The sequence below is a fragment of the Nitrospira sp. KM1 genome (genome assembly GCF_011405515.1).
Taxonomy (GTDB): Bacteria; Nitrospirota; Nitrospiria; order Nitrospirales; family Nitrospiraceae; genus Nitrospira_C.
In genome coordinates, this window is sequence record NZ_AP022671.1 from 4,292,531 (window position 1) to 4,311,998 (window position 19,468).

General features: G+C 55.0%; 18 protein-coding genes. 6 read left to right on the forward strand and 12 right to left on the reverse strand.

The window, feature by feature from the left end; translation table 11 throughout:
• Positions 1–116 precede the first annotated feature (116 nt).
• On the reverse strand, positions 117–581 hold the full coding sequence (locus tag W02_RS20310) for a DUF3574 domain-containing protein (protein WP_173051059.1): 465 nt from the start codon (positions 579–581) through the stop codon (positions 117–119).
• Positions 582–624: 43 nt separating this feature from the next.
• Positions 625–933 carry a hypothetical protein gene (locus tag W02_RS20315; RefSeq protein ID WP_173051061.1) on the reverse strand — a complete coding sequence of 103 codons (309 nt, stop codon included), beginning with the start codon at positions 931–933 and terminating at the stop codon, positions 625–627.
• 118 nt (positions 934–1,051) lie between these two features.
• Here W02_RS20315 and W02_RS20320 point away from each other — a divergent pair, with 118 nt between their 5' ends.
• Positions 1,052–2,512, forward strand: coding sequence for a glycoside hydrolase family 140 protein (locus W02_RS20320; RefSeq protein WP_173051063.1), 1,461 nt, complete (start codon positions 1,052–1,054; stop codon positions 2,510–2,512).
• A 6-nt stretch (positions 2,513–2,518) separates the two neighbouring features.
• Here W02_RS20320 and W02_RS20325 read toward each other — a convergent pair whose 3' ends face one another.
• From W02_RS20325 to W02_RS20335, 3 genes are all read right to left on the reverse strand, one after another.
• Complete coding sequence (locus tag W02_RS20325; RefSeq protein WP_173051065.1) at positions 2,519–3,283, reverse strand: DUF3365 domain-containing protein; 765 nt, start codon at positions 3,281–3,283, stop codon at positions 2,519–2,521.
• 109 nt (positions 3,284–3,392) lie between these two features.
• A complete protein-coding gene (locus W02_RS20330; protein ID WP_173051067.1) occupies positions 3,393–4,034 on the reverse strand; it encodes an OmpA family protein in 642 nt (213 codons plus the stop codon).
• Positions 4,031–5,275 (reverse strand): hypothetical protein, encoded by a 1,245-nt coding sequence (locus tag W02_RS20335; protein WP_173051069.1) that lies wholly within the window; start codon positions 5,273–5,275, stop codon positions 4,031–4,033. Before W02_RS20335 ends, W02_RS20330 begins: the two co-directional genes overlap by 4 nt.
• A 339-nt stretch (positions 5,276–5,614) precedes the next feature.
• On the opposite strand from W02_RS20335, the gene W02_RS20340 reads away from it, so the two are divergent.
• On the forward strand, positions 5,615–6,019 hold the full coding sequence (locus W02_RS20340; protein ID WP_173051071.1) for a PilZ domain-containing protein: 405 nt from the start codon (positions 5,615–5,617) through the stop codon (positions 6,017–6,019).
• A gap of 42 nt (positions 6,020–6,061) precedes the next feature.
• Positions 6,062–6,445 (forward strand): PilZ domain-containing protein, encoded by a 384-nt coding sequence (locus W02_RS20345; protein ID WP_173051072.1) that lies wholly within the window; start codon positions 6,062–6,064, stop codon positions 6,443–6,445.
• A 104-nt stretch (positions 6,446–6,549) separates the two neighbouring features.
• Here the strand turns inward: W02_RS20345 and W02_RS20350 are convergent, their stop codons facing one another.
• The 6 genes from W02_RS20350 to W02_RS20375 all read right to left on the reverse strand — a co-directional run bounded on the left by W02_RS20350 (position 6,550) and on the right by W02_RS20375 (position 15,048).
• On the reverse strand, positions 6,550–8,871 hold the full coding sequence (locus W02_RS20350; protein ID WP_173051074.1) for a GspE/PulE family protein: 2,322 nt from the start codon (positions 8,869–8,871) through the stop codon (positions 6,550–6,552).
• A gap of 188 nt (positions 8,872–9,059) precedes the next feature.
• Positions 9,060–10,781, reverse strand: a complete 1,722-nt coding sequence (locus W02_RS20355; RefSeq protein WP_173051076.1) for a proline--tRNA ligase — start codon at positions 10,779–10,781, stop codon at positions 9,060–9,062.
• A 5-nt stretch (positions 10,782–10,786) separates the two neighbouring features.
• The gene (gene rseP, locus W02_RS20360) at positions 10,787–12,181 is read right to left on the reverse strand and encodes an RIP metalloprotease RseP (RefSeq protein WP_173051078.1); all 1,395 of its coding nucleotides are present in this window, start codon (positions 12,179–12,181) and stop codon (positions 10,787–10,789) included.
• Positions 12,182–12,201: 20 nt separating this feature from the next.
• Positions 12,202–13,362: a 1-deoxy-D-xylulose-5-phosphate reductoisomerase gene (locus W02_RS20365; RefSeq protein WP_173051079.1), complete on the reverse strand. Its 1,161-nt coding sequence runs from the start codon at positions 13,360–13,362 to the stop codon at positions 12,202–12,204.
• A 10-nt stretch (positions 13,363–13,372) separates the two neighbouring features.
• Positions 13,373–14,245 (reverse strand): phosphatidate cytidylyltransferase, encoded by an 873-nt coding sequence (locus W02_RS20370; protein WP_173051081.1) that lies wholly within the window; start codon positions 14,243–14,245, stop codon positions 13,373–13,375.
• Between the two features lie 20 nt (positions 14,246–14,265).
• Entirely contained in the window at positions 14,266–15,048 is a 783-nt protein-coding gene (locus tag W02_RS20375) for an isoprenyl transferase (RefSeq protein WP_173051571.1), read from the reverse strand.
• Between the two features lie 247 nt (positions 15,049–15,295).
• Between W02_RS20375 and tldD the strand changes: the two genes are divergently transcribed.
• The 3 genes from tldD to W02_RS20390 all read left to right on the forward strand — a co-directional run bounded on the left by tldD (position 15,296) and on the right by W02_RS20390 (position 18,636).
• Positions 15,296–16,729 (forward strand): metalloprotease TldD, encoded by a 1,434-nt coding sequence (gene tldD, locus W02_RS20380; RefSeq protein ID WP_173051083.1) that lies wholly within the window; start codon positions 15,296–15,298, stop codon positions 16,727–16,729.
• Between the two features lie 8 nt (positions 16,730–16,737).
• Complete coding sequence (locus W02_RS20385; protein ID WP_173051085.1) at positions 16,738–18,102, forward strand: TldD/PmbA family protein; 1,365 nt, start codon at positions 16,738–16,740, stop codon at positions 18,100–18,102.
• Between the two features lie 78 nt (positions 18,103–18,180).
• Positions 18,181–18,636 (forward strand): hypothetical protein, encoded by a 456-nt coding sequence (locus tag W02_RS20390; protein ID WP_173051087.1) that lies wholly within the window; start codon positions 18,181–18,183, stop codon positions 18,634–18,636.
• A gap of 132 nt (positions 18,637–18,768) precedes the next feature.
• Here the strand turns inward: W02_RS20390 and W02_RS20395 are convergent, their stop codons facing one another.
• A complete protein-coding gene (locus W02_RS20395) occupies positions 18,769–19,413 on the reverse strand; it encodes a uracil-DNA glycosylase (protein ID WP_173051089.1) in 645 nt (214 codons plus the stop codon).
• Between the last annotated feature and the right edge of the window lie 55 nt (positions 19,414–19,468).

Here is a 19,468-nt window from a genome sequence, read left to right on the forward strand (position 1 = left end):
TCCACATACGGGCAACGTGGTCCGGCGGGATACAGGCGTGTTATATGCGTTGCACTGATCGCGTCTGGAACGAGGGCATGAGAAGGCGAATGAACTTAAATCTAATGCCCGGGGGTTCAATAGGAAACGCAGGCTGACGAACGAATTCGCATCACGGCTTCCTGGTGGAATTCCTGTTTATACTTCGCAACGATCTGCTGGATGGTCGAATCCCGTCCGTCTGTCTGATCGTGAACCACCTGCAGCACATAGGAATCTTCCCGATCAATTGTTCCGTCGCCTAGGCGCCATTGTCCCGAGGCGGCCCACGACGTGAGACCTTCAGGGAATGCCGGAGTGACGACTCTGTTCACGAACGCAGTCCATTCCTCGGGGGAAACCGTTCCCACCGGTTTGTTCCGTCCGAAATAGAGGGACTCTGTAATGGCGGGCCGTTCTCCTTTGCGGCATGACGGTGTAGGGGAGGTCGCATTGGGAGAGGTCGCGCACGCGTTGAGAAACGTCAGGAGTGCCAGGAAAACCAGGGGACGGTACAGTCCCGGGGATATCACGTCGATACGTGGTCTCTCAACGTAATCCATATCTCAACAATGATCTTGTGCTAGTCGTTCCGACATGAGGCGATCATTTGGATTGTCGTCCGGGCTTGGTTTCAGCCGGCGTCTCTTTCTTGGACTCCCCTGATGTCTGACCTGTTATCTGTTTGAACGTCTTTCCGATGGCTGGGCCGATCTTCGGAATCTCTTCCTCGATATTCTTTGTTGCGCTCTTCAAGCCCTTCCCGATATTCTCGAACGTCAGCCCCTGATCGGATCCCACTTTCTTATTGTCCTGGCTGCTTATGGATATGGATGCCTGATCGCCTGCACCAGCACCTGAAAGCCACAAGGCGATGATGGCTTGGACTAGTCCTAAAACGACGGTGACTCTCATGGACAGGAAGTCAACTATAACATGACACGCAACTCGGATCACTCATTCGTCAGAAATGTAACGGCCGTAAGAGCATCGGTGCGATGAACGACTTGATCAATCGGAGCGCGAGTTCTTCATGCCCATGTATTGTAAAGCGGGACAGGCGAAAATTGGCTCGGTGATTGGAGTGGTATGGGCTGCGATATGGTGTCTCGCCGCCGCCCCATTGCCGCAACTGGCTATCAGCGAGAACGGACACTCTATCGTGCAACAGGACGGTCGTGCATTTTTCTGGTTGGGCGACACCGCGTGGTCTCTGTCAAAACTTTCTCGGGACGAAATCACGGAGTACCTTGCGGATCGACGGGCCAAACGGTTTACGGTCATTCAAGTCAATTGCGGTTTCAATGAGCCTTGGATGAGCTTTCGTGAAACGCCGTTTCTAGAGGACGACACAGATCGACCGCGGACATCGTACTGGGACTTGATCGATTTCATTGTGGATCGGGCCGGTCAGGAAGGCTTGTACGTCGACCTGACGGTCATGTGGGGGGAGTCGTATAGCGCTGCATTTCACGACGATGCCGAAAAAGCCAGACGGCTCGGAATCTGGTTGGGGACTCGGTATAAAGATCGTAACAACGTGATCTGGGTGATCAGCGGAGAATATGATTCCATCAATCACTACGATTCGACCCTGTCTGAGACACAGAGGGCGCTATTCGTGGCCATGGCGGAAGGGCTCAAACGGGGGCATGGAGGCAGACATTTGATGACGATTCATCCCGGAGCGGCCAGAACATCCGCCCGGGAGTTTGGGCAAGACTCTTGGCTCGATTTCCATATGTTGCAATCCGGACACATGGCTGATGCTCACATGTGGTCTTGCGAAGGTGGCAACCGCTGCGACGAGGTCTATGAACTGATCGACAAGGTCTATGACCTTCGTCCGGTCAAGCCCGTACTGGACGGTGAGTCGATCTATGATACCAAACCGGATAATTTTTATGGAGAGCGCCGCGGACCGCGAGTGGGAGCCGACGTCATACGTCGGAAAGCCTATTGGACAATCTTTTCTGGCTCTGTCGGATTTGTGTATGGGCACAACGATGTGGAGATTTTCTACGTCCCGGGAGAACGCTCTGATCACGGACAAATCGGGCACTGGCGAGATGGATTGCAAGCCGTCGCATCGGAACAAATGCAGCACATTCGACAATTGATGGAATCGCGCTCACCTCCCGCCAGCGCTCCCGATCAGGCACTGCTCAAATCAGACCCGCACACCGGAATGCATCATGTGCGGGCGATCCGTTCACCGGACAGCAGCTATGCGTACATCTATTTGCCGATGGGAGGCAGTGTCACGGTTGATCTTGGGCGGCTGGCTGGCCCTGTGAGGGCATCGTGGTTCGACCCTCGGTCAGGATCAATGGTGAAGGACCGCCGGTTCGAGATTGATCGCGCCGGCACCTTCAATGCCCCCGGCATTATAGAGAGTGGAAATGATTGGGTTTTGATATTGGAGACGGCACATGGACGAGGGAAGGATGAGACGCAAAAGAATCAGCCAATACCGCGAATGGACTCTCGCTAAGCAAGACTAGTGCAATGGAATTGGAATCTTGACGCTGATGGCTCCGCCAAGGTCTCCTTCTTTAGCGCCTTCGCGTGGATAGCCGGACATATCGCGTTCACCTTTGGGCTGGCCATGACAAGTCAGGCAGGACTTCGTGTAATACAGTGGAAGCAGCACTCGTACCGCCTGGTCCTGTTCCACGATCTCACTCAAGAATGAGTCAGTTTTCATGTCCAAAGCCTGCGCAGCGATCCGCGAGAGGGCATTCGACTCATATTCATCAGGAAGGTTCTTCGGATTTCGTACCAGAGCTTGCGGAGCCGTCTGTTTGAGATACACACCGGACCAATTTTTGAATCTGCCCGCCGTTTCGGTGCCGAATGTCGCGGGGATCAAACCCTTGTATCGGATTCCGGGAACATTGATGACCGGCTGGTGGGAGTCGATGGTTTTCTTGCTCTCCTCGAGAAGCCTGGCCAACAGCGGTTTGGCAATCTCCGGGATGTTTTGACCGTCGATCTGTTCAAGGGAAAGTCCCGTTCGTCTGTTGAACTCCTCGGCCGTTTGTTTTGTAAAGACATCGGCGGTAAAGCCTTTGTCGGCTTTCGTCGGGTCATTAATCAGATCCTGATTGTTGGCCACGGTGACTCGGCCGGCGTCCAACAAAATGGCGAGCAACCTGGCAGTTTCTCTTGCCTCGTCCTGCTCGGCGGTAAATGAAACCAGTGGAAAAAGCACAGTCAGGCACGCGCTGGCCGTCACTCTTGATAAGGATCGTAGAAAATTCACAGGTCTCCCCACGAGGGTTTAGCAGGTCGCGCAAGCGTGGGAAGCAAAACTACCTTGGGAAAGTGTGCCGACGATACTCCCCAAAAGAGGGGGCGGCGGTTGGTGCCGGTCAGACGTGACGGAGATGAAAACGGAAGACGACTCGCCGGCTGCTGTCGCGATCGACAGTGCCATCCCTATAGCGGAGAAGGTCTTGTTTGCCTCTGCCGTTCGCGGAGGTCTTTTCCTGGAAGCACTCGTATGCCCATGGCATCGTTTCACGAATGACTTCAAGCCCCTTGGCCATGACTGCAAAGGAGCGATCCTGACTAAGTTTGAGATTACGGAGGTCGTCGCCAAGGTCATCGGTATGACCTTCGATGACAAAGGATTCCACGCCAGCCGCTTCTCCACTGCACATCATGGCCGCGTAGTTTGGCATCGTCTCCGAAAGAAATCGGTGGGCAGCGGGCATCAATGTGCTTTTCCCGAATTCGAAATTGAGGATCGCATCGGGGATCACGACACTCAGGATGTTAGGATTGGCAGGCTCCGACTCGACATTCAAATGGTGAGGTTCCATCTGTTCCTCGAGCCTGGTCGAAATCGAGGGAACGCGCTCGTCGGTTTTGGTCGCCGAAGTCTCTTCACGAGTGACATACGCCGTCAGGAGGAGGATAAAGATGACCGCCAGAGAGGTCATGAGGTCGGTAATGCCGCTTGTGAAGGTATCGCTGGGTGCCTGACTGTCTTGAGGCGACATCCGGTTCATTCGATTTCGGCCTCGTGAGTCGTGCGTGTTCTGGAGTGGGGGAGGATCCAGCTCAATCGATCAAATACCTGAGCACGCGATTCATCGATCTTGGCTTGCGGAGGTGTTTCATCGGCGCGCTCTTTGATTTGGTCAATGAAATTCTCCATATCAGGGGCGGAAAGCGCATTGGCATTCCTGATCGTATCGAGGGAGTGGGAGAGTCCCTTGATGGCCTCATGTAATGGCGCCAGCGCTGAGGTCAGTTCTTTGTGAATCGCAGTGCCAATTGATCGCGCCAATTCATCGTGGTTCACGGGTTCAGGCTTGATGTGTAGGCCTGCCAGTGTTTCCGACACCGACGTCAATGCCGAGACTGTTGACCCCAGCCGTTGACTGAGTGATTCGGCCAGTCGGCCAAAGGCATCGTGTTTCATGGGAATGGAGGCGGCGACGGAATGGGTGACGGCGGGAGCCGAGACCGGTGCGCCGTGATCATGGACCTTTTGCGGGAACATTTCGTCCAACATCGACAGCAGTTGTCTATGCGCCGTCGCCAGTCTGGAAAACAGAGATTTTTCCAAGAACGAGAATATATTTGCACAGGCGAGCCCGACGATCGACGTGATGAACTTTCCCGCCAATCCGTTGATCAATCCCTGAATCCCCTCGATGTGTGAACCGTTCGCGTGAAGCTTGCTGAGACCGATCAGAATGGCCAAGAACGTGAATGTCAGTCCGATACCAGTGATGATGGATGGCAACTGCTGGACCAAGCGAAGATCCAGCGACTCGGCGCAGATCTGCTCGAGGGAAAAGAATTCTCCGGCGGACCTGCTGGTGTGGACAGTTGGTTCAATGAACCATGACGGTTGTTCAACTGAAAACGATTTTCGGTAGGAAAGCCAGGACGCTGAAAAGCTCCGCTCCGACCTCATCACCCGGTCCAGTGCTTGTAGATCATCCAAGTCTCTCCTCCCGCCCTGGAGTTGATCGGGAGCGTGCTTTCTTGCCAGGGATGGGATCACGATCCATTCCTTGCTGGTGGCCTTCCGCTCGTGGACGAGTCGTCCAATAACTGGCGACGTGCGATCGAATGCCTGATGAACCTTCACCCATCCGCGAAAGAGGCCGACGCTATACCAGAGGAACAGGCCGAGAATGCCTACAGCCCCCAGCCAGCTCAATAACGGGCTGTGGAAGCCATGAGCCATGGCAAAATCACGGGTGAGGAATTCCCAGATGCCGTTGATCCAAGTCATGCGGTAGCCTCGCGACGGGTCCGACTAGAATGTGTACGTACTCAATATTCATGCCATGACCAGCGGGTCTGTTGCGTAACATTCCATGACGCGGGAGCATTGTATGAATCGATGCAGGAAATGTTTTCCCGCCAGAGGAATTAATTGCCGGGAGGCCGGGTGAATCTATCCCCGGCTTCAATGCTTCGTCCCGCAGAGTTTCTTGTCATGGAATGTAATCGGTCGTCGCGGGGCGGGGGCATATTTGCGATCCAGCCGGCCGGGCATCTCGCAGGTGGTCGGCTGTCAAAATGCAGAAATCAATTTCTCAATTGGTGCGGAGCGTATAGATTATGAAGCATGGATATCCAAGAGCTTGCAGGAGAGACGCTTCGAGAAATTCGCCTCAACCGTTTCCGCCGTCATCCGCGTGTTCGCATCGCCGCGCCCTTTACGTGCGCGTTGTCACCGATCCGTGCGCGCCGTTGGCTGAGACGCACGACGATCGATTTGGGGGTCGTCTACGATCTGTCAATACGTGGTGCCCGGGTAAGTACGGAAGCAGTGATCCATCCTGGAGATGAAATCGCAATCAGCCTCCGCCTGCCTAAGCAAATCAAATCCGCGGAAATTGCCGTAGCGCGCGTACGATGGTCGAAGGATAGTTTTTACGGATTAGCATTTACCAAGCTGTCGCCCTCGTCGTACAGCCGCCTAAAAAAATACGTGGCAATCGCTTCGACGAGTTCAGCTGTTGCGACATAACGCCATGGCCGCTCGCCAGCTATGTGGGATGGTTCCGCACCAATGACGCACCCCAAACGGAATATCGGAATCGAATCACGTCGTCACCCGCGTATCAGGGTGACTGTCCCGTTTTCCTGTTCGTTTATCCGGATAGGGCTGGCGCGCTGGGCTGCCGAAGAAAAGGCCGGCTGCGGAGTCGTATTCGATGTATCGCTTGCAGGGGCTCGGATCATGAGTCCTGTTCGGATGAGCCCCGGAGACGAACTGGCAGTGAGTCTGCGGTTGCCGCAACAGGTCGCGGCGATGAACGTGGATGCCACGGTACGGTGGCAAGGGGATCATGTGTTTGGTCTGGAATTCGTCACGGTGACTCAATCTGCCGAAACTCGCCTGCAAAAGTTCCTTGCCCGCACAGTTGCGGCCGCTTCCCCCTCCGCTCGGTAGTACTCAGTGTTCTTGCGTGAGCCACTGTCAAAGGGGAGCGCGCCCGGTTTGTCCGGTGCAGGCGAGGAGGCACAAATGTGCGCGGTGATTCTTAATATCGGGAGTTATTTAATAGCGACGGCTTTGACTTCCTTGAAGGTCGTCAGACCCAAGACGCACTTTTGAATGCCGTCCTGCATCAGTGTGGTCATGCCGTCTTCAATGGCGGCTTTGACCATCTCTTCTGTCTTGGCTTTGGTTTGAATCATGCGCTTGAGTGCGTCGGTGCCGAGGAGCAATTCGTGAAGCGCCACGCGGCCCTTGAATCCCGACCGGTTGCAATTCTCGCATCCCTTGCCGCGGCTCAATCTGAACGCGCTGTCCTGGGCAATGCCAAGTTTGTCCCATAATTCCGGACCGTATCCCATTCGGATCTCTTCATATTCTTCCTTGGTGCCGACATACTGTTCCTTGCAATCTTTACAGATCCGACGGGCCAGCCGTTGCGCCAGCACTCCCAACATGGCATCCGCAAAGCTGAAGGAATCGCAGCCCATGTCGAGCAGTCGCGTGACGGTTTCGACCGCGCTGTTGGTGTGCAGGGTGCTCATGACGAGGTGTCCGGTCAGAGAGGCTTCGATGCCGATTTCGGCCGTCTCCTTGTCGCGCATTTCGCCGACCATGATGACATCGGGATCGGCGCGGAGAAAAGCGCGCATGGCCTTGGCGAAGGTGAAGTCGATCTTGGGCTGGACTTGAACCTGCCGCAAGCCGTATTGGGTGATTTCGACGGGATCCTCAGCGGTCCAGATTTTGATGTCCGGGGTATTGATGTATCCCAGAACCGAGTGCAAGGTAGTCGTTTTTCCGGATCCGGTCGGACCCACGCAGAGGATGATCCCATAGGGCTTTTCGGCGATATCCTTGATGGCCTTCAAGTTGCGATCTGAAAAACCCATTTTATCGAGTGGCAGCGGTTCGCTTGCCGCCAGGATACGCATAACGACATCCTCGTTGTATCCGGCGGTGGGAATCGTCGCGACGCGCAACTCAATTTCCTTGTTTTCTGTCAGCTTGAACTTGATCTTGCCGTCCTGTGGCTTGCGTCGTTCCGCAATGTCGAGGCTAGCCATGATCTTCAAGCGGGACACGATCGCCCGTCGGTAGCTTTGGGGAATCTTCATGTATTCGAAACAGTCTCCGTCCACTCGGAAGCGCACGAGCGTTTCTCGTTTTTCTCCGTAGGGCTCGATATGAATATCCGAGGCGTTCTGTCTATAGGCATCGGCGATGATTTGATTGGCCAAGCGGACGATCGCACTGTCATTTTCGTCCAGGCCCCCGCCGAGGTTGGACTCTTCCATCGCTTCGCTTTGCGCTTCCGTGACCAGTTCGCCGAGAATATCCGAGACATTTTCGTCGAGCTTCCGACCGCCGGTTTCGCTCTGACCGGTGGCCGATCCCAGATATTGGGCAATATCCCTCCGAAGACTGACGGCAAACCGGATGTTGAGGCCGGGAAATGTCCGCTTGATGTCCGCTACACGATCCAGATCACCGGGGTCATCAGTCAGAATCTCGATCGCCGTCCGGTCGCGCTTCAATGGCATCCAATGATTCTTCTTGAGGTAGTCGACGTTGAGATTACGAAGAAGTTCGATATCCACGAGCGTGCGCTCGCTGTATTCGATGTACGGGCACTTGTGAAACTGGGCGAGCGATTTTCCAATGTCGGCTTTGGGGACCTTATATTTCTCGATCAAGATCGTTTCCAGGTCAGATGTCCCCTTCCGTGACTCTGCGACGGCGTTATCCAGTTCGTTTTGCGTGATCCGGTTGTTCGTCACCAGCAGATCGAATTTAGTGGGATTCTTTTTGGTCGCCACCTTCCGGAGATTGAAGAACGCGATTCCCAGCGCTTTGGCGATTTCCGCCACCGACTCTTCATCCTTACGGGTAAAGCGGTTCCCGCTTTTCTTGTTCAACAGCTGCAGGACGCCCATGAGGTACTTGTTGTCGGCAACGATCGGATAGGTGAGAACCTGTTTCGTCCTGAATCCGGTCTTCTTGTCGTAGGAAGTGTCGTGAAGCAGCGAAGGGTGGACGCTTTGCAGCTCCACGATGTTATAGGCATCGGCGATATTGACGGGTCTCAGATACTTGGCGCAGAAACCAGCGAGGCTTTGTTCGGTGATCGGGATGCGTACCTCTTCAACCGTGTCGATATGGGGAACCTTCGAAAAGATCTCCTTTTTCTCCGAATCGAAGGCGTAGAGGGTCAGGTCTTCGGCGTCGAACAGGCTCAGCACGTCTTTGTGAAGATCGAGGAGGATTTGATCCAGATTTGCAGCCGCATGAATTTGGGTGGTAATGCGTTTGACGTGTTCGGCAAATTCCACTTTCTGCTGCAATTCTTGAAGATTCTGGGGAACAACTTTGGATTGCACGAACAATGCTCCGTTTGAACCTTCTAACGTCTCTGCGCGGGGATGAGCAAACGGTTTTCCTACCGTGCCGCGTACCCAAAACCCGATTGTTGGAGAGTTGAGACTCAGTCTATCCGATCGAAAATGGAAGGCAAGGAAAAGGTCGATTCAAACGGGCGTGTCGAGGGTCGAAGGCGAGCCTTCAAGATTCAGGAGCAAGCGGTGTCACTGAAGGATGCAGACAGCTGGCTAAGCCGAACAGCAACTTCAGAGGCGGGGATCTTGATTTTTTCTCCGGTCTTTCGCAATTTGACTTCGACGGATCCGTCCGCCAGTCCTTTCTCTCCCACGACGACCTGATACGGAGCGCCGATAAGGTCGGCATCGTTGAATTTCACTCCGGCGCGCTCATCGCGGTCGTCCCACAGCGCTTCAAGCCCGGCGCGTTGCAGCTCCGAGTAGAGACGGCTGGCGGCCTCGCTGACCGCCGCAGACTGTCCGAGCGACAGGAGATGAACATGGAACGGAGCAATGGGATACGGCCAGATAATGCCCTTGTCGTCATGGTTCTGTTCGACCGCCGCAGCCGCCGTGCGACCCACTCCGATGCCATAGCATCCCATGACCGCCAGACATTCCTTCCCGGCAGGATCGAGATAGGTCGCTTTCATGGCTTCGCTGTACTTCGTTCCTAACATGAACACGTGACCGACTTCGATTCCTTTTGTCGTCTTGAGGACGCCGTCGTTGCCGGGGGAGAGATCTCCCGCTTTGGCGTTTCGGAGGTCGGCGAATTGATCGATGTGAAAATCCCTCTCATAGTTGGCATTGACATAATGTGTGTCGGCTTGATTGGCCCCCACGACCACGTTTCGTGCGGACTTGACAGCATGATCGGCGACGATTCGGATGCCTTTGAGGCCGACAGGTCCGGCGAATCCCACCGGGGCTCCGGTGACCTTTTCAACCGTTGCTGGACCGGCAAGTTCCAGTTCTGCCACGCCGAGCAGCCGCTGGAGTTTCACATGGTTTGCCTCGTGGTCGCCGCGAATGAGTACCGCGATGAGGTCCTTGCCGGATGCATACAGGAGCGTCTTGACGACTCGATCAAGACCCATCTTCAGAAAGCCGGCCACCTCTTCCACAGACTTCCGGTTCGGAGTCTGTACGGATTGCAACTGTTGCATCGCTTGGTCGTCGGGCGTCTCGGATGAACGCACTTCGGCACGTTCGACATTGGCGGCATAGGTGCCCGTCTCACTGTAGACGATGGTTTCTTCGCCGGTATCGGCAAGGACCATGAATTCATGAGAGGAAGTGCCTCCGATCAGTCCCGTGTCGGCTTCGACCGCACGAAAGGTCAGCCCGCACCGCGTAAAGATACGATGGTAGGCGTCGTACATTTTCTGGTAGTTGACGCGGGCGCCTGCCTCGTCCCTGTCAAAGCTGTACGCGTCTTTCATGATGAATTCGCGGCCCCGCATCAAGCCGAAACGCGGTCTGATCTCATCACGGAATTTCGTCTGAATCTGATAGAAGTTCAGCGGCAGTTGGCGGTAGGATCGGACCTCGCGCCGGAAAAGGTCCGTGATGACCTCTTCGTGCGTCGGACCGAGACAAAAGTCCCGTTCATGACGGTCTTTGAACCGAAGCAATTCCTTTCCGTAGAAATTCCAGCGTCCGGTCTCCTTCCACAGTTCCGCCGGTGATGCCACGGGCATCAACAATTCCTGAGCTCCGGCGCGGTTCATTTCTTCGCGGATGATCGTCTCGACCTTGCGTATGATACGAAGACCGAGAGGAAGATACGTATAAATTCCAGCGGCCACCTTACGGATCAGGCCGGACCGGAGCATCAGTTTATGGCTGATGGTCTCGGCCTCACCCGGGTCTTCCCGCAGGGTAGGAAGAAGAAGTTCTGAAGTCCGCATGGATATCAGTGAGAGAAGAAGATTCGCTCGAGGTCGTTCCAGAACGCGAAGATCATCACTCCGACCAGCAGGACAAGCCCGACTTGTTGGGCCATTTCCCGCTGCCGCTCTCCGAGCGGCTTGCGCAGAATGCCTTCGATCAGGAAGAAAAGCAAGTGCCCGCCGTCGAGGATCGGAATCGGCAGCAGGTTGAGTACGCCAAGATTAATGCTCAGGATCGCGATCAGGAATATCACGCTCGATACGCCCTGCGAGGCGGCCTCGCCTGAGATGTTGGCAATGGTGAGCGGTCCTCCGATATTCTTGCTGGAGATATCCCCGATGATCATTTTATAGAGGCCAATGGCCGTCAACTCCGTCCAGCCCCACGTGGCCTCGAGTCCGTTGTACAGGGACACCAAGGGATTACTGGAACGCATGACGGAACGGCCGGGGCCGGAAATGCCTATCTTTCCCACTTCGATTGACCGTCCATTGACCGTGGTTTTTTCAGCCGCCGGAGTGACGGTCAGTGGGAGGCGACGGCTTTCTCTGAGGACTTCGATACGGAGAGGTTGATTCGGATGCTCTTTAACCATGCCGGTCATTTGAGACCAGGTGTAGATCGGTTGGTCATTCATCGTGACGACCCGATCACCGGGCTGTAGACCGGCCGTCGCCGCGGGGGATCCGTGCATGACGGAAGTGACAACAGCCGGAGTCTCTTCAACCCCGAGATAGTAACCGGGATCCTCAGCCGTTCCACTATGACCAGGTGCGGTCGTCGGTGTGACGGTAAGCGCGACCGTACGTCCGTCGCGGAGGATGTCGATGGTCATCGCCTGACCGTTGCTCTTGCCGACGGAATCGAATAGTTCGGTCCTGGTTGAAATGTCCCGTCCGTTGACTTTGACAATCCGATCGCCGATTTGCATTCCCGCCTGATCTGCGGGAGATCCGGGAACCATCGCCTCAATGTCGGCGCTGAGATCCTTGAACGTCGGGACGAAAAGCGGGGAGCCTGTCGCCAGCCAGCCCGCAAAAATCAGATAGGCCAGAATGAAATTGAAGCCGGGGCCTGCCGCGACAATCAGCACCTTTCCCCAGAGGTTCTGGTGGACAAACGAACGCCGCCGATCGTCGGGTGTCACCGCTTCTGCTTCGTCTTCGCCAAACAATTTGACATATCCACCGAGAGGAATGGCCGAGACAAGATACTCGGTGTCGCCCATCTGCCGTCCAAAGATTTTGGGCCCAAACCCCAAAGAAAACTTCAGGACTTTGACCCCGACCCATCGCGCAGCCAGAAAATGACCCAATTCGTGGAATGCGACGAGGACACCAAGCACGACGAGGAACCACCAAGCTTTCTGCAACAGCAACCACAGACTGTCTGGAGACCATGTCAGTGCATTTAACACGTGTTACTCCCTGTTGGTCGTCAGTGTGCCAAGGACAGCACCAGTGACTCCGCCTTCTCTCGAGCCCAGCGGTCGGCCTCGAGTGCCGATTCCACCGTGTCGACTTCGACCGGGTGATGAGCATCCATCGTACTACGAATGATGTCAGGAATGGCGGTAAAACGAATTCCTCCATTTAAGAAGGCATCGACGGCAATTTCGTTCGCCGCATTCATGGCCGCAGGCATGGTTCCGCCGATTCTGAGAGACTCGTAACCCAGATTCAGACACGGAAAACGGTCATGGTCAGGCTTACAGAAGGATAGTAATCCGATGTCAGCAAGATTGAGGGATGGGAGGTTCAGCGGCAAGCGTTCGGGGTAGCGCATGGCATATGAAATCGGCGTCCGCATATCCGGAAGTCCCAGTTGCGCGATCATGGAGCGATCTTCGTATTCTACCAGAGAATGGATAATGCTTTCGCGATGGACGAGCACCTCGATCTGTGGATCGGGAATATCGAAGAGCCATCGGGCCTCAACGACCTCCAGTCCTTTGTTCATGAGGGTGGCCGAGTCGATGGTGATCTTGGATCCCATCTTCCAATTCGGATGTTGCAGAGCCCGCTCGGGAGTCACGTCGTGAAGTTGTTCCTTGGTGAGTGGCCACAACGCGCCTCCGGATGCGGTCAGGATCAGGCGGCGAACATCTTCAACTCGGTGTCCTTCAAGACATTGGAAAATGGCGCTATGTTCGCTATCCACGGGGAAAATTCTGACCCCGAGGCGTCTCGCCTCTGACTGCATGAGCTGGCCCGCCATAACCATGGGTTCCTTATTGGCCAACGCGACATGTTTTCCGCTTCGAATAGCTGCCAGGGTGGGGACGAGGCCGGCGCCGCCGACGATGGCCGACACTACCAACTCGGCTTCGGAAACGGAAGCCACTTGGACAAGACCTTCCTGACCGGAAAGGATTTCGACCGGGACATCACCGCATCGGTGTCGCAATCGTTTAGCGGCTGCCGCATTCGAGAGTGCGACGACCCTCGGCTTGAAATGCCGAATTTGCTCTTCAATCAGCTCGTCGTTGCTTCCTGCAGTCATTCCGATGACCCGGAAGGCTTCAGGAAAACGATTGACGATGTCGAGGGTATTTGTCCCGATCGATCCAGTTGAACCCAGTATGACGAGAGTCTTCATGATTGTGTCCTCAGGAGTATGCCTCTGGTCCAGCCACCAGAGTCACATAGTAGTAAAAAGCCGGGGCGGTGAACAAGAGACTGTCGAGACGATCCAGCATCCCACCGTGGCCCGGGAGTACGCCTCCGGAATCCTTCGCCCCGACGCTCCGCTTCAACGCGGATTCAGCCAAATCTCCCCACAATCCTGCCATCGTCAGCAGAATTCCAAGCACAGCGCAGTGAGTTGCCGAAAGGCCGGGCAAAAACCACCAGCGGGAAAGAAACGCCACAACAACCGCAATAAGAAGTCCTCCCATCAGCCCTTCAACGGATTTTTTGGGACTGATTCTCGGAGCAAGTCGATGGCGACCAAAGAGTGTGCCGGCATAATACGCTCCGGTATCGGCTGCCCAGGTCACAAGTAAAAGAAAGAAAATCAGCCATTCACCTCCGGGGAGCAATCTTGTCTGTACGGTGAACCCGAGGGTGCTACCCAGATAGAAGACTCCGAGAAGGACTACCGCTGCGTTCTTGAGAGCATCATCTAGAGCCGCACGGAGCGCAATTGGAAGAGACAAGAGCACCACGACGGTTCCCAGCACAACATGAATGAGCAGTCCGGGACGGAGCGGCTCCACAATGAGCGCTCCGAATCCGAGAAGGCCAACCGCAACGAACCATCGGTCATGGTGCAGAGAAGGAGCCAGACGATAAAACTCAAGTAATGCGACGGAGCCGAGGGCCAGCACGAACGCTGAGAATGCCAGGGGCGGAAAATATCGAATGGCCACGTAGACGAGCGGGGCGAGAATCAGAGCCGTATACACGCGGCGTGGATCAAATCGTGATGTGCTGGTGGTCACGGGAATCGGTTCGGGGTTGGCGGCACCATACTCCAGCATATAATGTTCCGGTGGTCGGTTTATGAGGACAGGCTGGTGAATACCCGTCCGAAACGGCGCTCCCGACCCTGAAACTCGATCAATGCCAAGAGCATCTCTCGTCTGCGGAAATCCGGCCAGAGCGTAGGCGTGAAGTACAGTTCGGTGTAGGCCAGTTGCCAAAGGAGGAAATTGCTGATGCGAGTTTCACCGCTCGTTCGAATCAAGAGGTCGGGGTCTGGGAGATCGTGGGTATACAAGAATTGGTGAACGAGTGATTCGTCGATGTCGTCAGCCTGCATTTTCCGATCATAAGCTTCCCGCACGATACCGCGAATGGCGTCGACGATTTCAGCGCGACCGCCATAGCTGAGAGCCACGGTCAAATGCAATTTATCGAGGTGGGCGGTTTCATGCTCCGCCGCACGCACCCACTGTAAAGCCGATGTTGGAAGTGATTCCGTACGCCCGATGGTTCTAAAGCGGACGCCTTGTTCGATCAATTTGTTCCGCTCTGTAGACAGATAATGTTCGAGCAGACCCATCAGCGAGTTAATTTCCGGTGCCGGTCGGTTCCAATTTTCTTGAGAAAAGGCATAAATGGTCAATGCCGGAATACCCAATTCCAGACATATCGTGATCGCTTCTCGAACGGATTTTATTCCTTCTCGGTGTCCGGCGATCCGTGGAAGACTCCGGGCTTCCGCCCACCGTCCATTCCCATCCATGATGATTGCAACATGTTTTGGAAGGAGGTCCGGGTCGAGTTTTGCGGTAAGTTCCGCTTCGGAGGGCTGATCTGTACCCGAATCGGGAAGTCTCATGTTCATAAGGCGTTGCTTGGTAGTGACCCTTTCAATGAAGTGCGTACGGCAGGTAGGGAAAGTCTAATGATCGTCACTGCGAAAGTCAAACGAAATTTCGTAAATTCCCTGGAAAAGCGAAGAGTTGGATGTTCTTGCCATTGCAGCGAGCGAAAGGAATCAGTTATACTCATTTTCGATACAACGAACCTAGCCGAGAAATACTAATCCCTCACCACGTTAAACATCAAAGCTAAACTATTGTGATATGTCTGAACTGATCTCCTTGGATACATTTAAAGTGACCGAAACCGAGGTGCGCGGCGCTCTGGAGCGTGTAAAAGTACACGACGTCGATTACGCAGACCTCTACTTCGAGTCCTGCATCACCGAGTCGGTGTCCATGGAGGAGTCGCTGGTGAAACGAGCCACCAGAAGCATTTCTCAGGGAGTAGGTGTGCGCGCCACGGCAGGGGAAAAAACCGGGTTCGCGTACTCTGACGAATTGACCAAGCAAGACTTGGAAATCGCGGCCGATACGGCCCGGTATATTGCCAAATCTCCAGCGGGGAATGTAACGGTTCCGGTCCCTGTACATGCCAAACCGAAGCGAGACCTGTATCCGGTTCCCCAGGGGCAGATCGATATCTCGACGACCGACAGAGTCGAGCTTCTCAATGCCATTGATGTCGAGGCGAGGCGATATGATCGACGGATCAAGAACGTCATGGCCTCGTTCAATACAGAGTACAAGATTGTGCTGGTTGCCACGAGTGAAGGGACCATGATCGGGGATGTGCAGCCGTTGTCACGTCTCCAAGTCACGTGTATTGCCGAGGAAAATGGGAATCGACAGGTTGGATCCTTCGGTGGCGGAGGCCGGTTAGGGTTTGCGTTCTATCGCGAAGGAGACCGTTACCTGAATTACGCTAGAGAGGCGGCCAGGGCGGCTATCTTGAACCTTTCAGCCGTCGAAGCACCGGCAGGTGTCATGCCCGTGGTCCTGGGCGGTGGATGGCCCGGTATCCTCCTTCATGAAGCGATCGGGCACGGTCTTGAAGCTGACTTTAATCGGAAAAAGACATCGGCATTTTCGAATCTGTTAGGGACACGGGTGGCATCTGATGTCTGCACGATCGTCGACGATGGGACGTTGCCGGGCCGTCGTGGTTCACTGAATATGGACGATGAAGGCACGCCGACGAGCAGGACCGTGCTCATTGACAAGGGCATTCTTCGGGGCTATATCACCGATAAATTGAATGCACGGCTGATGGGAATTCCCGTGACCGGGAATGGACGACGGGAAAGTTATCAGAGTATCGTGCTGCCGCGAATGACCAATACCTTCATGTTGGCCGGAGATTCGAATCCGGAAGACATCATCAGATCGGTGGACAAGGGGCTCTATGCCGTCTCGTTTGGCGGGGGCCAGGTGGATATCACAAACGGGAAATTTGTGTTTTCGGCGAGTGAGGCCTATCTGATCGAAGGTGGGAAAATTACTAAGCCGGTGAAAGGCGCAACGCTGATTGGGAGCGGTCCGGAGATCCTGACGAAAGTTTCCATGGTCGGCCATGACCTCAAATTGGACGAAGGCATCGGCACGTGCGGGAAAGAAGGGCAATCCGTTCCTGTCGGAGTCGGGCTGCCGACCATCCGCATTGACGAAATTACAGTGGGTGGGACACAGCAAACCTAGGACGACACGTGAACGACATAGCACCGCATCAACGATTCACTGATCTGGCCGCAGATGTGCTTGCCAAAGCAAAAGCGAGCGGCGCAACGGAAGCGGATGTCGTCATTGCGGACGGCGAAAGCCTCTCGGTGCAAGTACGGCTGGGCATGGTTGATCGATTAAGCAAGGCACGCGAGAAGCGTCTCGGTTTGCGAGTCTTCGTGGGAAAACAATCGGCCTGCACATCGACTTCCGATTTTTCGATCGATTCATTAAGTCAACTCGTCGTCCAGACCTGTGCTCTGGCGAAGGCGGTCATCGAAGACCCGATGTCCGGACTGCCGGAGGCTGCGATGATGGCCGGAGATCCGCCCGACCTCGACCTTTTCGATTCGACCAAACTGGATACGGACCGGCAGATTGAATTGGCAAAGCGAGCGGAAGAGGCGGCCATGTCGGCGGATGAGCGGATTACGAATTCTGAGGGGGCGGATTTCGATTCCTCTGCCGGGCGGGTCGTGTTGGGGAATAGTCACGGGTTCATCGGTGCATACAGGAGTTCGAGTTACTCACTTTCCGTGTCGCCGATTGCATCAGATCCCGCAACAGGTGCCATGCAGCGCGATGCGTGGTATGCCGTTCAGCGAAAGTTTTCCAAGCTGGACACGCCTGAATCGGTCGGAGTTGAGGCGGCACGTCGCACGCTTCGGCGGCTGGGGGCGAGAAAGGTCGGGACGACGCGTGTGCCAGTGGTATTCGATCAGGAGATGGCCGGAAGCCTGTTGGGGAATCTCTGCAGCGCCCTGTCGGGCTATTCATTATATAAGGGCGCATCGTTTCTGTCGGGACAACTGGGGCAGACCATCGCGCCAGAATACGTGACGGTGTACGACGATGGCCGGATGGTCGGGGGGCTCGGGTCGAGACCCTTCGACGGCGAGGGGCTGGCCACCAAAAAAAATACGATCATCGACCGGGGTGTGTTGAAGAATTATTTGCTCGACTCATATTCCGGCAGAAAGCTAGGGCTGTCTTCGACCGGCAACGCATCGCGTAGTGTGGGGGAAAGCCCGTCAGCCGGGCCGACGAATTTCTACATGACACCGGGAATGCACAATGCGCAGGAGATCATCGGCACCGTCAAGGACGGCCTCTATGTGACCGAACTCATTGGATTCGGCATCAATATGGTAACCGGGGACTATTCTCGGGGTGCCGGCGGATATTGGATTGAAAATGGTGAGCTGGCCTATCCGGTCGAGGAAATTACGATTGCCGGCAATCTCAAGCAGATGCTGAGGGACATCGAATTAGTTGGAAGTGATTTGGTCTTCCGTGGCCGAATCGCGAGTCCGACGCTCAAACTCGCAGAAATGATGGTTGCGGGAAGTTAGGCGCACCGGAATTCGACTGATTCACCGAAGTTGCCGGAAGGCGTTTTTAGCAAATCGAGGAGAGGAGCACAGATACACATGCCGCTCGATGTCGATGCAGGAAAGAAAATGCTCCAACTCATTACCTCACGGTACGACGACCGGCATTGGAGAAAAAGGATCGAGAAGACGCTGAGCCTGCCGCAGTCCGGGGTGGGGGATCCGATTCAGCAACACATCTTTGTCTACTTCAAGTTGGGCCTCAAGGCTTACAAGTCACGCCGCGCCGACCCGGACTCCTGGATCGTCGGAGGATTTGCGACCAAGGAAATCATTGACCGCGCCAAGTATCAGCCGACCGACATCGATTCATCTGTCACGAAGGATGACGTCTCTTTTCTGGGCAGCGATCCTGGCCCAGAGGTTGATGAAGCCTGGTGGGAGGAGATGTTGGTGCAATGGTTCGACGTGCCGGAAGAAGACACAGTCTCCGAAGAAGGGGACGGCGCAACCAAAGATCCCAACGTCTCATCGGCGACCGAAACAAAAGCCTAGCCGTTGCCTGACGCGTATCCTGCTTCTTGCCGGATTCGGTCCCGAATGCCGCCTGTTGCAGTACTTCCCTGGTAGGAACAGATTTCAGGTTTGAAAATGGGCTTTCCCTGAAACATACCGAATTCCGGCCTGTTAAGATCCGAACAAATCCATCTGTGCCGGCTGCGGTGCTTCGATGTTGAGGGCTGGCGGCGCAGGCGAGGTGGATTCTGGATTGACCGGTTGGGAGTGGCGGTCGAGAAACTCCTTCAATTTCTTGAAATCTTCTTTCAGTGTATCGAGCAGATTGCCCTGGTGCAGAGCCGCGGCCGGATGTAGCAGGGGAAAGATCACGAAGTCCTTCATGTAAAATGCCTGCGCTTTGACTTTCGTAATGCCGACTTTTCGCTCCAGCAGGGTTTGCGTGGCCCAGTTTCCGAGTGTGCAGACTAGCTTAGGTCGGATCAATTGAATCTGCTGAAGCAGGAAGGGTTTGCATGTTTCCACTTCGTCAGGTTCGGGATCCCGATTATTCGGTGGGCGGCATTTGATGACATTGGCAATGTAGATCTGGTCGCGTGACAATCCAGCTGACAGCAGGAGATCATTTAACAGCTTGCCGGCTGCCCCGACGAACGGTTCACCCTTCTGATCTTCGTTGAATCCTGGCGCCTCTCCGACAAACATGATGCTGGCATGGGGATTTCCGACTCCGAACACAACCTGGGAGCGACCCAAAGCCGAAAGTTTGCACCGCTGACAATTGTGGAGTGATTTTGCAAGTTCGATGAGTGACATGTTCGTACAGTTGCTGAAAGCGATTGCATCTTACGGAGCAGGCAACGGGCATGTC